Annotated in this window: 11 protein-coding genes and 1 pseudogene; 4 read left to right on the top strand and 8 right to left on the bottom strand. The window is 72.5% G+C overall.

Annotation, left to right across the window (positions count from 1 at the left end; translation table 11 throughout):
- Nucleotides 1-301 precede the first annotated feature (301 nt).
- Nucleotides 302-1273, top strand: coding sequence for an aminoglycoside phosphotransferase family protein (locus CCN33_RS25335; protein ID WP_086695783.1), 972 nt, complete (start codon nucleotides 302-304; stop codon nucleotides 1271-1273).
- 12 nt (nucleotides 1274-1285) lie between these two features.
- Here the strand turns inward: CCN33_RS25335 and CCN33_RS25330 are convergent, their stop codons facing one another.
- From CCN33_RS25330 to bla, 3 genes are all read right to left on the bottom strand, one after another.
- Nucleotides 1286-1468, bottom strand: a complete 183-nt coding sequence (locus tag CCN33_RS25330; RefSeq protein ID WP_086695785.1) for a hypothetical protein — start codon at nucleotides 1466-1468, stop codon at nucleotides 1286-1288.
- A 187-nt stretch (nucleotides 1469-1655) separates the two neighbouring features.
- Nucleotides 1656-2582, bottom strand: coding sequence for a hypothetical protein (locus CCN33_RS25325; RefSeq protein ID WP_086695782.1), 927 nt, complete (start codon nucleotides 2580-2582; stop codon nucleotides 1656-1658).
- 266 nt (nucleotides 2583-2848) lie between these two features.
- Nucleotides 2849-3757, bottom strand: coding sequence for a class A beta-lactamase (gene bla / locus CCN33_RS25320; RefSeq protein ID WP_086695781.1), 909 nt, complete (start codon nucleotides 3755-3757; stop codon nucleotides 2849-2851).
- Between the two features lie 133 nt (nucleotides 3758-3890).
- Between bla and CCN33_RS25315 the strand changes: the two genes are divergently transcribed.
- Nucleotides 3891-4754 (top strand): LysR family transcriptional regulator, encoded by an 864-nt coding sequence (locus CCN33_RS25315; protein ID WP_086695780.1) that lies wholly within the window; start codon nucleotides 3891-3893, stop codon nucleotides 4752-4754.
- On the top strand, nucleotides 4751-5638 hold the full coding sequence (locus tag CCN33_RS25310) for a serine hydrolase (RefSeq protein ID WP_086695779.1): 888 nt from the start codon (nucleotides 4751-4753) through the stop codon (nucleotides 5636-5638). The genes CCN33_RS25315 and CCN33_RS25310 overlap by 4 nt, the downstream gene beginning before the upstream one ends.
- A 9-nt stretch (nucleotides 5639-5647) precedes the next feature.
- Here CCN33_RS25310 and CCN33_RS25305 read toward each other — a convergent pair whose 3' ends face one another.
- From CCN33_RS25305 to CCN33_RS25295, 3 genes are all read right to left on the bottom strand, one after another.
- The gene (locus CCN33_RS25305) at nucleotides 5648-6250 is read right to left on the bottom strand and encodes an Rv1733c family protein (RefSeq protein ID WP_086695778.1); all 603 of its coding nucleotides are present in this window, start codon (nucleotides 6248-6250) and stop codon (nucleotides 5648-5650) included.
- Between the two features lie 166 nt (nucleotides 6251-6416).
- Nucleotides 6417-8657 (bottom strand): catalase/peroxidase HPI, encoded by a 2241-nt coding sequence (katG, locus tag CCN33_RS25300; RefSeq protein ID WP_086695777.1) that lies wholly within the window; start codon nucleotides 8655-8657, stop codon nucleotides 6417-6419.
- A gap of 35 nt (nucleotides 8658-8692) precedes the next feature.
- Nucleotides 8693-9133: a Fur family transcriptional regulator gene (locus tag CCN33_RS25295; RefSeq protein ID WP_086695776.1), complete on the bottom strand. Its 441-nt coding sequence runs from the start codon at nucleotides 9131-9133 to the stop codon at nucleotides 8693-8695.
- 322 nt (nucleotides 9134-9455) lie between these two features.
- On the opposite strand from CCN33_RS25295, the gene CCN33_RS25290 reads away from it, so the two are divergent.
- Nucleotides 9456-10616: an acyltransferase family protein gene (locus CCN33_RS25290; RefSeq protein WP_086695775.1), complete on the top strand. Its 1161-nt coding sequence runs from the start codon at nucleotides 9456-9458 to the stop codon at nucleotides 10614-10616.
- 58 nt (nucleotides 10617-10674) lie between these two features.
- Here CCN33_RS25290 and CCN33_RS25285 read toward each other — a convergent pair whose 3' ends face one another.
- Nucleotides 10675-10911 carry a chaplin gene (locus CCN33_RS25285; RefSeq protein ID WP_086695784.1) on the bottom strand — a complete coding sequence of 79 codons (237 nt, stop codon included), beginning with the start codon at nucleotides 10909-10911 and terminating at the stop codon, nucleotides 10675-10677.
- 299 nt (nucleotides 10912-11210) lie between these two features.
- Nucleotides 11211-12587, bottom strand: a pseudogene (locus CCN33_RS25280) (hypothetical protein); the annotation flags it as partial.

Below are 12587 nucleotides of genomic sequence, written 5' to 3'. Positions count from 1 at the left end.
GGCGGCGACGGTCGAGTCCCCGGAACTGACGGCGGCACGAGAGCGGGCCGTGGCGGAGCTGAGGGAGCTGGTGGTGGGGGCTGCGCGGTGAACGCTGTCCTCCGGGCGGTGGTCGCGTCTCACCGGAGCCGACCGCTGCGCGCGCACGCGGAGGTGAAGCTGTGAGCACTCGCGGTGCGGGCCGGGCGGGACCACGGCCGCCGGCTGCCGTCCGAGCCCTGGAGCGGTGGTGGAGCCGCCCCCTCGGGCCGCGCGGTGGAAATCCCTGGCCAGAGGCGGTCCGGCGTGCTGGGATTGCCCGATGGAGCGTGTGGTCGAGGTGGACCGGGGTGCGTACCCCGATGCGGTGACGCCCTGGGAAGAGGGGGCGTGGCGGGAGGCCGTCTTCGCGTGGATCGAGGGGCAACTCGCGCGGTACGGGCTGCGGGTGACGGGGGTGGTTCGGGTCCGGGTGCGGCCCTGGTCGGTGTTGATGCGGGTGCCGGTGGGCCGGCAGGACCCCGTGTGGTTCAAGGCCAATCCGCCCGGCAGCGTTTTCGAGGGGCCGTTGACCGCCGCGTTGGCTCGGTGGGTGCCCGAGTCCGTGTTGCGGCCGCTGGCTGTGGAGGGCGAGCGGGGATGGTCGCTGCTGCCGGACGGCGGCCCGCTGTTCCGGGAGGCGGAGGCGGGGCCGCGGGCCTGGGAGGAGTTGCTCGGCGGGTACGCAAGGATGCAGCGGGCCCTGGTTCCGCGCGTCGGTGAGCTCGGCGCGCTCGGTGTTCCGAGGCTGCCGGTGAGCGAAGTGCCCGCGTCCTTCGACCGCTTGCGGGAGGGCAACGGTTCCCTGGAGCCGGAGCAGCGGGCCCGGCTCGACGCCCTGCGACCCCGACTGCGCGACTGGTGCGCCGAGTTGGACGCGATCGGTGTCCCCGACTCCCTCGACCACGCCGATCTGCACGAGGGCCAGCTCTTCCACCCGGCGCCGGGCCGGTTCACCTACTTCGACTGGGGGGACGCCATCGTCTCGCACCCCTTCGCCAGTCTGCGTATCCCGGCCCAGCGGGCGGCCGAGCGGTACGGGCCCGGGATACTGCCCCGCCTGCGCGACGCCTACCTGGATCCCTGGACGGACCTCGGGCCGTCGGCGGCGGAACTCCGCCGCGCCGCCCGACTCGCCTGGCGGCTGGGCGCGCTGGGCCGCGCCCGCGCCTGGACCAGGCTCTTCCCGTCCGCGACGGAGCCGGCGAACGGCGCCCGCTCGCTGCTGGAGACCGGGGACGCTCCCCCGTTCTGAGCCCCGGAGGCCTCAGCCTCTGGGAGCCGCGCCGCCCGTGGCCCGGAGGTGGTCACGGCGGGCGTTGTTGTACGTGCGCAGATGGACCTTGGCCACGGCGCAGGCCGCGCCGTCGGCACGGCACTGGCGGCAGGTCCGTACGTGCTGCTCGTAGGTGGTGCGGGCGTTTTCCAACGCCTCATCGGCCATGGACATGGTCATCTCCGGAGGAGGCGCGCCCACGCGGACCGCGCCTGATTGACTGGTGAGTAACTTCCGGAGAAAGATCATCATGTTACTGCCGGTACTGGGAAACCAGGCCGCGCGAAGCCGAAAAGGGGGAGCCGTCCGCCGACGGCTCCCCCTCCTGCCTCCCCTTCCCGCGCCGGTGACGCGGGAGGGGTCAGGAACGGCGTGCGCGCGAGGCGTACACCGTCCCGGCTCCCACGGCCAGCACGAGCGCGGCCCCACCCGCGAGCATGCCGACCGGGGCACCCGCACCGGTCTCCGCCAGCGGCGGATTACCACCGTTGGGCGAGGACTTGGGCGCGGGCGGACTGGACTGGGCCGGCGGCACGTCCGCGCCGGTGGACGGCGTCGCGCCGGGCTTCGGGCTCACCGGGGGCTTGGTGCCCTCGGCGGGCGCGCTCGGCCGACCACCGGCGGGCGGCGCGGAAGGCGCCGGGCTCGCGGAGGTCTCCGGCGCGGACGGGCTCGGCGTGGCCGACTCCGTCGTACCGCCCTCGCACCGCTTGTCCCCGCCGTTCCAGGCGGCTATCAGGTGGTACGGCGTCAGGACGCCGGCCCGCACGTCGGGCAGCGGGCCGTGACCCTCGCCCTCCTTGCCGTCGTAGGCGGTGTCCTCGCCGTACAGGTCGATCTGCCCGAAGCAGGTCGGCGTCTTCACGCTGAGCCTCTGCCAGGTGCGGCCGTCGTCGTCCTTGCCCGCGACATCCTTCGCGGTGAGGTGGACGGTGGCCTTGTCGACCATTTCCTGGTGGCCGGAGGACGCCCAGTTCGGGCCCTCGGTGGTGTACTCGGCCAGGGAGACGGGGTAGCTGCACCCCTCCCCGACGCTCTGGCCGGGCGCGAGGCGGACCTCGACGGTGCCGGGGACGGTGTCCCACTGATGGAACCCGCCCTGCGAGGACCAGTCGGCGCCGACGACCTTGCCGTCGGCGTCGACCAGTCGGTACTGCACGGTGGCGGACGAGCAGGCGCCGCCCTCCTGGGCGTGAGCGGCGGTGGCGCCGATCAGCGGCGCGGCGGTCGCCGCGAGGAAGGCCGCGGCGGCCGTGGCGAGAAATCTGGCTGGTTGCGAGCGTGCCAAGGTGAGCCTCTGTCCGTTCAAAGGTGTGGGAGGTGGCAGGGCGCGCGCGAACCGGCGCGCGGCGCCCCGTGTCCCTTCGCCCGCCCGAGGCGGAAGCGAGGACGGTCAGAGTCTTGTCGCCTTTACAACTCCCGTCAATTTTACACGAGTTGAGCATCATCACAGTCGCGCCGGAATCGAATGCGCAGGTCAGCACGGACGGCAGATTTCGGTACGGGACCCGACATCCCCGAATTGCACGGGTCGGCCCCGCCGGTCGCGTGCGGCTACTCCCCCGGCGCGAGGGTGGCCGCGAGCAGGCGTGCCGTCTCCTCGATCAGCGCCTCGTCCACGGGCGCGTCGGGCGCGGGCTTGGTGGACAGCACGGACAGCAGCAGCAGCGTGCCCTTCCCGGTCCAGGCCACGCCGAGGTCGTTGGCGGTGGCGTAGGAGCCGGTGCCGGTCTTGTCCGCGAGGACCCAGTCCGACGGGAGCCCGGCGCCGAACCGCTTGCCGCTGGTGGTGTTCCCGCGCAGCCAGCCGACGAGCTGCCCCCGGTCGCCGTCACTCAACGCCCGCCCCAGCGTGAGCAGTTCGAAGGTACGCCCGAGGGCGCGCGGTGTGGTGGTGTCGCGCGGATCACCGGGTACGGCGGTGTTCAGATCGGTCTCCCACCGGTCGAGCCGGCTCACCCGGTCGCCCAGGGAGCGGAAGAAGCGGGTGAGGCCGGCCGGGCCGCCGATCCGGCGCAGCATGAGGTTGCCCGCCGTGTTGTCGCTGTACTGGATGGCGGCCGCGCACACGTCGCCCAGCGCCATGCCGGTCTGCTGATGGGCCTTGGACTGCTCGGAGTTGGAGAGGATGTCGGCCGGCGGATAGTGGATCACCTCGCCGAGCGCGGTGCGGCCGCCGTGGTCGCGCAGGACCGCCGCGGCGGCGATGGCCTTGAACGTCGAGCACATGGCGAACGGCTCGTCGGCGCGGTACGCCACCGTGGCGCCGGTGCGGGTGTTGTGCGCGTACACCCCGAGCCGTGCGCCGTACCGCTTCTCCAGCGCGGCCAGCTCGGGGCGCGGCGCGGCCGGGCCGTTCTGGGCGGCGGAGGCGGGAACGGCGGAGGTGCCGGCGGCAGCGGCGGTGAGGGCGGCACCCGCACGGAGCAGGGTGCGGCGCGGAACGGGGGTGGCACGGGTCATGTGCGTTCTCCTACAGGGGAGTTGCGCCGTCGGGCCGGTTGGATCACGACGGGGTGACAGCGAAACAGCAGGACACCGCTCATGTCCAAGAGTGAACTTTGAACCCTCCATGACTTATTGATATGACTCCTGGATGGATCTGCTCGCGCATCTCGCGGCGTTCACCGCAACGGCCGAGGAGGTGAGCTTCTCGCGCGCCGCCGACCGGCTGGGGATCGCGCAGCCACTCCTCAGCCGCCGCGTCAAGTCGCTGGAGGCGTATTTCGGCGGCCAGCTGTTCGACCGTTCCCGGCGCCAGGTCGCCGTGACGGAGTTCGGTACCTCGCTGCTCCCGTACGCACGCGACGTGCTGGACCGCGCCGAACGGCTGGACCAGGCCGCCCGGTCGGCCCGCGCCGCGCGGACACGGGTCGTCGGCGTGCCCGCGCACTGCGCGCCGGTGGCCCTGGCGGGCGTGCTCCGGGCGGGCGCCGAGCACGGCACTACGCTGGTGGTACGGGAACTCCCGCCCCAGCAGCGGCAGTCGGGCCTCAGAGAGGGTTCGCTGGCCTACGCCCTGCTCCGCGTGGCCCCGGAGCGGGCCCCAGTGCGGGTCACGCTCGGTCTGGCCGCCGCGCGGCAACGCGCCCGCCGCACCCTCCACCTGGAGGACCTCCGCCCGCCGCGAGGCGTGGCCGGGCTGCCGATCCTGACCCTGGAGGAGGACGAAGTGCCCTGCGCCAAGGACCGGTTGGCGCGGGCCGCCGCCCGTGCCGGGCTGCCGGAGACGCTTCTGCGACCGGCCGGCCCGGCCGCCGCCGCGCTGGCCGACACGCTGGCCGGGCGGGCGCGGCTGCTGTGCGCGGAGCCCTTCGCCCGGCAGCACGGGGCGAGCTGGACCCCGCTGGCCGACCCCTCCCTGCACCGGGGGTACGAGGTCGGCGCGAGCGACTCCCACGGGGAGACGGGCGAGGTCCCGCCGTGGCTCGCGGAGTCCCTGGCAAAGGTGACGCGATGAACACCGAGGTGGCGGACGGCATCGCCCGTGAGTGGGACGCGCTCGGTGTCCGGGGCTCGTTCCTGGCCCGGAACATCGACACCGGCGAGGAGCTGGGGTTCGCCGTGGACGTACCGGTACCGCTCGCCTCGGTGGTGAAGGTCCCCCTGGCCCTGGTCGTGCTGGACCGGATCTCGGCCGGGGAACTCGACCCCGCCCGGCCCGTGACCTACGTACCCTCCGCCGGGAGTGCCGGTCCGACCGGGCTCGCGGCGTTCGGCCATCCGGCGACGCTGGCCGTCGGCGACCTGCTGCTGATGATGCTCTCGGTGAGCGACAACGCCGCCGCCGACCTCCTCCTGGGCCTGGTCCCGGTACCGGAAGTGGACGAGCGGCTGCGCTCCTGGGACTGCCCGGACCTGCGGGTACGGCACCGGCTGCACCACATGTACGCCTGCGCCGCCGGAGCCTCCGGCAACGACTTCTCACTCGCGCTGGAGCTGGCCGTGCGCGACGAGCGCACCGGTCGGCACACCATCGAGACGCTGGACCCGGCGCACGCGAGCACCGGGACGGCCGGGGCGCTGGTGTCCCTGCTGGAGCGGGTGTGGCGCGACGAGATCTCCGACCCGGTGGCGACGGCGGAGCTGCGCCGGCTCATGGGCCTGCAGGTCTTCGCCCACCGGATGGTGAGCGAGCTGCGCGCGGACTCGCTGCGGTACAGCGGGAAGACGGGCTCCTTCCTGCATCTGCGGCACGAGATCGGTGTGGTGGAGGCGGACTCCGGCGACCGGGTGGCGCTGGCGGCGCTGACCCGCGCGGACCGCAGGGCGTCCTTGGCGCCGGACATCGACCTGGCCATCGGGGTCGCGGCCCGGCGTGCGTTCGAGGCGCTGCGGAGTTGAGGCCGGGCGTCAGCCCCTGCCTCCGCTGAGCCGCCGCCACTCCGGGCCGACGCGACTCCACTCCTCGTCCCATTCGGCGAGCCGGCGCCGGACGAGCGAGCCGCACGCCAGTCGTCCGCCGCCCCAGACGGCCGTGCCGGTCACCTGGGCGACGAGGACGCCGGTGAGCACGGTCTGGAGCATGGATTCGGCCTGGGAGGCGGGCGGCGGCACGGTGCGTCCGGCGCCGTCGGTCCAGAGGTCGACCGTGGTGCCGGCCGGGGCGCCGGGGCTCACCTTCGCCTTGCCGGTGTGCACGGCGCCCCGGCCGTCGGTCCAGCGGGCCTTGGCCCACACCCGGTCGTCGTCGTAACCGCCGCGCGAGGGGGCGGTCTTCGGCGCCGGGCCGGTGAGGACAGCGCGGACCTCGTGCACCTGGTCGCGGCGCACGGCGAGCGAGGCGTCCACGGAGCTCGCGGCCGCCCAGCCCCCGAGCGCCCCGCCCAGCACGACGAAGACCCAGGTGAGCAGCACGACCCACGCCTCGACGAGGTCGCCGTGCCTGCGCAGCGGATTGCGCCGCCAGCGCCAGAGTCGTATCGGGGTGATCGTTTCCGGAGGTGTCCGAGTCATCGGCAGCCGCCTCCTCTCGCCTGCCCACACCACCATCGTGCACCTGACCCGGCGCGCCCGCAGGACGGACGGCCGGGGCGGAAGAACCGCCGGCGGGAGGGGTGCGGGAGACAAGGGGGCGCCCCCGAACCGGCCGGTTCGGGGGCGCCCCTTCGGGTGCTGCGACTCAGGCGAGGTCGAAGCGGCCCAGGTTCATCACCTTGTGCCAGGCGGCGGCGAAGTCCTTGACGAACTTCTCCTTGGCGTCGTCGGAGGCGTACACCTCGGCGACGGCGCGCAGTTCGGCGTTGGAGCCGAAGACCAGGTCGGCACGGGTGCCGGTCCACTTGACCGCGCCGGTGGAGGCGTCGCGGCCCTCGAAGGTGGCCTGGTCCTCGGAGGTGGAGCTCCACGTGGTGCCGAGGTCGAGCAGGTTGACGAACCAGTCGTTCGTCAGCACGCCCGGCGTCTCGGTGAAGACGCCCAGGTCGGAGTCCTGGTAGTTGGCGCCCAGGACCCGCAGCCCGCCGATGAGGACGGTCAGCTCCGGGGAGGTGAGGGTCAGCAGGTTGGCGCGGTCGACGAGCGCGTACTCGGCGCGGCCGGGGTTGCTGCCCTTGCCGGAGTAGTTGCGGAAGCCGTCGGCGGCGGGCTTGAGCGCCTCGAACGACTCCACGTCGGTCTGCTCCTGGCCGGCGTCCACGCGGCCCGGCGTGAAGGGCACGTCGACCGGGAAGCCGCCGTCCTTCGCGGCCTTCTCCACCGCGGCGTCACCGCCGAGGACGATCAGGTCGGCCAGGGAGACGTGCTTGGCACCGGCGGAGGCGTTGAACTCCTCCTGGATGCCCTCGAGCGTGCGGAGCACCAGGGCGAGCTGGTCCGGGTCGTTGACCTCCCAGCCGCGCTGCGGCTCCAGGCGGACGCGGGCACCGTCGGCACCGCCGCGCTTGTCACTGCCGCGGAAGGTGGACGCGGACGCCCACGCGGTGCTGACGAGCTGCGCCACGGTGAGACCGGAGTCGAGGATCTTGCCCTTGAGCGCGTCGGCGTCGGCCGCGTCGATCGGCTCGCCCACCGGCTGGGGCAGCGGGTCCTGCCAGAGCAGCGTCTCCTCGGGGACCTCGGGGCCGAGCAGCAGCGACTTCGGGCCCATGTCGCGGTGGGTCAGCTTGTACCAGGCACGGGCGAAGGCGTCCGCGAACTCCTCCGGGTTCTCGTGGAAGCGCCGGGCGATGGGCTCGTAGATCGGGTCGAAGCGCAGCGCCAGGTCCGTCGTGAGCATGTTCGGCGCGATCTTCTTGTCCGGGTCGAAGGCGCTGGGCACGGTGCCCTCGCCCGCGCCGTCCTTCGGCTTCCACTGCTTGGCGCCGGCCGGGCTCTCGGTCAGCTCGTACTCGTAGCCGAAGAGGTTGTCGAAGAAGCCCTGGCCCCACTGGGTGGGGGTGTTGTTCCAGGTGACCTCCAGGCCCGAGGTGATGGTGTCGGGGCCCTTGCCGGTGCCGTAGCTGCTCTTCCAGCCAAGGCCCTGCTGCTCCATCGGGGCGTCCATCGGGTCGGGACCGACGTCGCTCGACGGGCCCGCGCCGTGGGTCTTGCCGAAGGTGTGACCGCCCGCGATCAGGGCGACGGTCTCCTCGTCGTTCATCGCCATGCGACCGAAGGTCTCGCGGATGTCGCGGGCCGCGGCGATCGGGTCCGGGTGGCCGTTGGGGCCCTCCGGGTTGACGTAGATCAGGCCCATCTGGACGGCCGCGAGGGGCTCCTCCAGCTCACGGTCACCGGTGTAGCGCTCGTCGCCGAGCCAGGTGGTCTCGGGGCCCCAGTACACGTCGGCGTCGGGCTCCCAGGCGTCCACGCGGCCGCCGCCGAAGCCGAAGGTCTTGAAGCCCATGGTCTCCAGCGCGACATTGCCCGCCAGGATCATGAGGTCGGCCCAGGAGATGTTCTTGCCGTACTTCTTCTTCACCGGCCAGAGCAGCCGGCGGGCCTTGTCCAGGTTGGCGTTGTCCGGCCAGCTGTTGAGCGGGGCGAAGCGCTGCTGGCCGGTGCCGCCACCGCCGCGGCCGTCACGGGTGCGGTAGGTGCCGGCGCTGTGCCAGGCCATGCGGATGATGAACGGGCCGTAGTGCCCGAAGTCCGCGGGCCACCAGTCCTGGGACGTGGTGAGCACCTCGGCGAGGTCGCGCTTCACGGCCGGCAGGTCGAGGCTCAGGAACGCCTCGGCGTAGTCGAAGTCCTCGCCCAGCGGGTTGGCGACGGGCGGGTTCTTGGCAAGGACCTTCAGGTTGAGCTGCTTGGGCCACCAGCGGTCGTTGCCGCTGCCGAGGGCCGGGTGCAGGGAGGTGGCACTGGCACCGTGCGCGACGGGGCAGCCGCCGGTCTCCTCGGGCTTCGGGTCGGTGACGATCGCGTCTTCGTTGTGAGGCATGTCGATCCTTCCGGAAAGGGCGAGATAAAACGGCGCTAGGAGCTGCGGCCGGTGGAACAGTCGGAGCAGACGCCCCAGTACACGACCTCGGCCTCGTCGATGACGAAGCCCCGGTCGTCGGAGGCGGTGAGGCAGGGCGCGTGGCCCACCGCGCAGTCGACGTCGGCGACGGCACCGCACGACCTGCACACGGCGTGGTGGTGGTTGTCGCCGACGCGTCCCTCGAACCGGGCGGCGCTGCCGGCCGGCTCGATGCGGCGTATGAGACCCGCGGCGGTGAGCGCGTGCAGGGCCTCGTAGACGGCCTGCACGGAGATGTGGCCCACCCGCTCGCGGACCTGGGCGGCGATCGCCTCGGCAGCGAGGTGGTCGCCCGCGCGGACGGTCTCCAGCAGCGCGACGCGGGCCGCCGTGACGCGGAGGCCCGCACCGCGCAGTTCCGCGGCGGCGGTGGTCGGAGGCTGGGATGCGGTCATGGGGGAACACTAGCGCCCTAAACACGAATGATTCAAGAAAATGAGCTGCACAAGTTTTTGACTTCTTTGCGTCACCGGCCGGCATCGGTGCGTACCGGCTCGTATCACCTCGTATCGAACAAAACGGTGCTCACCGAGGTGGTGGTTCCCCGCCGGAGCGGCGCTCACTCGTCCGGGTGCTCGGGGCCCACCATCCGTGGCAGAGCGGACGCTCTCTCGTTCGGCAGCAGTGTGATGTTTCCGGCATGACGTGAATGTCGGGGCGCCGTAGGGCAGCAGTCCCCTTCATGCCCCACGCGAATCTCCAGCGGCAGGTGATCGGATGACCACGGCGACGACCCGGACGCCCCGGACGCCGCCCGCACGGCCCGACGCGGCCGGCGCCCCCACCTCACCGGACGGCGTCAGACCCGCGCTGCCCTCGCTCACCGGGCTGCGCTGGGTGGCGGCCCTGCTGGTCTTCGGACTGCACATCAACAACTTCGGCTACCTCGGCGGACAGGCCGGGCGCCTGGTCTCCTGGGCCTTCACCCCCGGCGGCACCGGGGTGTCGTTCTTCTTCATCCTGTCGGGGTTCGTCCTGACCTGGTCGGCCCGGCCCGGCGACCGGGCGCCCGGCTTCTGGCGGCGGCGGATCGCGCGGGTCTACCCCGTCCACCTGGCCACCGCCGTCCTCGCGGTCGCCATCGCCTTCGCCATGGGCAAGCCGGCCCTGCCGACCTGGAAGCAGACCCTGGCGAACGTGTCGCTGGTGCATTCCTGGTGGCAGCCGTGGTGGCAGACGCTCAACCCGGTGAGCTGGTCACTGGCCTGCGAGGCGTTCTTCTACGCGCTCTTCCCGGCTCTCTTCTGGCTGCTGAGCCGCCTCGGCGCGCGTGGCACGCGGGTGCTCGGCGGCTGCGCGGCGGTGGCCGCGCTGACCCTGGCCTGGGCGGACGCCCATCACTGGCTGAACCAGCCGATGTACTCGCTGCCCGTGGCCCGGCTGCCGGAGTTCGTGCTCGGCACGGTCACCGCCCGGCTGGTGCTGCTCGGCCGCTGGCGCGGCCCCGGCGTGGAGGGCTCGCTCGCCCTGGCCCTCCTCGGCTACTTCCTCGTCCCCCAGGTGGCGCCCGGTTACGCCGCCACGTCCTGCACCCTGACCGGGTTCACCCTGCTGATCCCCGCGGCGGCCGTGGCCGACCTGCGCGGGCTGCCCACGCTGTGGCGGGGGCGGCGGCTGGTGCGGCTCGGGGAGCTGTCGTTCGCGTTCTACATGGTGCATCTGCTGGTGCTGCGCGCGGGCATCTCCGTGCTGGGCGACAAGCCGCGCTTCGGCGCCGTGCCCGGCATCGGCGTGACCGCGGCCGCGTTCGCGATCTCGCTCGCACTGTCCTGGGCGCTGTTCGAGGGCGTGGAACGCCCGGTGCGACGCCTGCTGCTGCGGAGCCGCCGGGCGAAGGGACGCCCCGCCGCCCAGAAGGAGCCGGTCGCGGCCGACTGACCCACGGCAGCCGGGTGCCGGCCCCTCCAGGAGGGACCGGCACCCTTCGCCTGCGCCGTCAGGAGTTGGCGCAGACGTTGCCGAACGCGGGGTTCAGCAGGCCCACGACGTCGATCGTGTTGCCACACAGGTTGACCGGGACTTCCACCGGGATCTGGATGACGTTGCCGGAGGCGACGCCGGGGCTGTTGGCGGCCACACCGGTGGTCGGGTCCGGGTCGGCCGCCTGGGCCGCCGTGGCGCCGGAGAGGGCAAGGGCGCCCGCCAGGACGGCCGTTGCAGCAAGCTTGCGCATACGCATGAGGTGCCTCACTGGATCGAGGTTGGGGACCTCTCCATCACAGCGGCAGCCCGGGCGGTGTGCCCGCTGTGGTACTCCGTTCGGGCGGCAGCCCCCGGTCCGGGGCGTCCGAGGTGGGAGCGGGGGCTCCCGGGGGGTGAAGTCGGCCCGGCCGCCCAGGAATTGACCTGGACGGCCGGCCGCTCGGACGCCTGACCGGGCCGGGGGCCGGGACGGAGGGCCGTGTGGCCCTCCGTGCACGCCCCCCTAGGCGCGGCCCGCGAAGCCCGCCTTCCGGGCGCCGGGTACCCGCTCTACGGGAACTGCGTGATCTTGGACGGAACGGTGTCCGACCCCGAGGTGGGGGCCCCGGTGTTGTTGACGACGTGGGCGTACTGGCCCTTGCCGCCGAGTGAGATCACCAGGATGTCGTGCAGCTTGACCCCGGAGTTCACCGGGACCTGGAATCCGTGCGCCTGGACGATGGAGGAGTCCGTGGTGAAGTTGCAGTAACTGCCCAGACCCCATGCCTCGTGCGAGGTGACCGAGTCGGCGACCTTGTAGGCCGCGTAGCCGACGATGCCGTCATGGGTGATGGCGGCGGAGTTGGGCACGTCGTACGCCTTCTCGTTCTGGAAGAAGATCGTGCGCCCGCGCTGGCCGGCCCAGTACACGTCGTACTTGTTGTAGTGCTCGACGAACAGACCGGTGGCCAGGACGTCGTTGCCGTTCACCCGCAGACCGTAGTCGGCACGGTTGGTGTCCCAGCCGACGCCGCTGCCGTGGTCGGCGCGCCACAGCCAGGTGTGGTCGATGATCACGTTGTTGCTGTTGACCACGACCGAGTTGGTGGCGAGGCCGGGTCCGGCACCGCCGATGCGCACGAACACGTCCTGCATGGTGGTGGGGTTGGCCGAGTGGTCGGCGGTGGAGCCGGCCGGTCCGATCCGCAGCAGGGTGTCGGAGTTGGTGCTGCCCGCGTCGATGAGGAAGCCGGCGAGCTTGACGCCGTCCACGTCGGCGACGTGCATGGCGTCCACGCCGCCGTCCGGGACGATGGTGGCGAGACCCAGGCCGAGGACCACGGTGTTGGCGCGGGTGACCTCGATGGCCCGGTCGAGGTGGTAGACACCGGGCGTGAACAGCAGGTTGAGGCCCTGGGCGAGCGCGGTGTTGATGGTGGCCGCGGTCGCGCCGGGCTTGACCACGTAGAACTGGTCGAGCGGCAGCGAACTCCCCGCGTTGGCCGGCCAGGACACGCCCCGCGCGTTGGTGCGCTTGGCCGGGACGAACACCTTGTACGTGGAGCCGTCGAGGTACAGGAACGGCTTCTCGCGGGACACCGGGGTGTTGTCCAGCGTGGTGTACGGCCCGCTGTCGAAGTTGGTCGCGGGCGCGCCCTGCACACCGCTGAAGACCATGTTCCACACGCCGTTGGTCCAGCCGCCCACCGAGCTGTCACGGGTGTACCACTGCTGCTGGGAGTACGGCCCCACCGTGCCGTCGATCTTCGAGTCGGCGATGTAGCCGCCGGACGCCCAGCCGTAGCCGTTGGGCGCGAGGTTGAGCCCGCCCTGGACGTGGATACGGCGGAACGGCGCGGCCTGGGCCACCGCCCAGCGGTCGGTGCCGTTGACCGGGCGGATGGCGAGGTTCTCCGCCGAACGCCAGAAGTTCTGCGTGGCGTTGCC

Source organism: Streptomyces recifensis, from assembly GCF_002154615.1.
GTDB classification, from domain to species: Bacteria; Actinomycetota; Actinomycetes; order Streptomycetales; family Streptomycetaceae; genus Streptomyces; species Streptomyces griseoluteus.
Note: the sequence above shows the minus strand (reverse complement) of the source record. Positions and strands in the feature narration are given on the sequence as shown.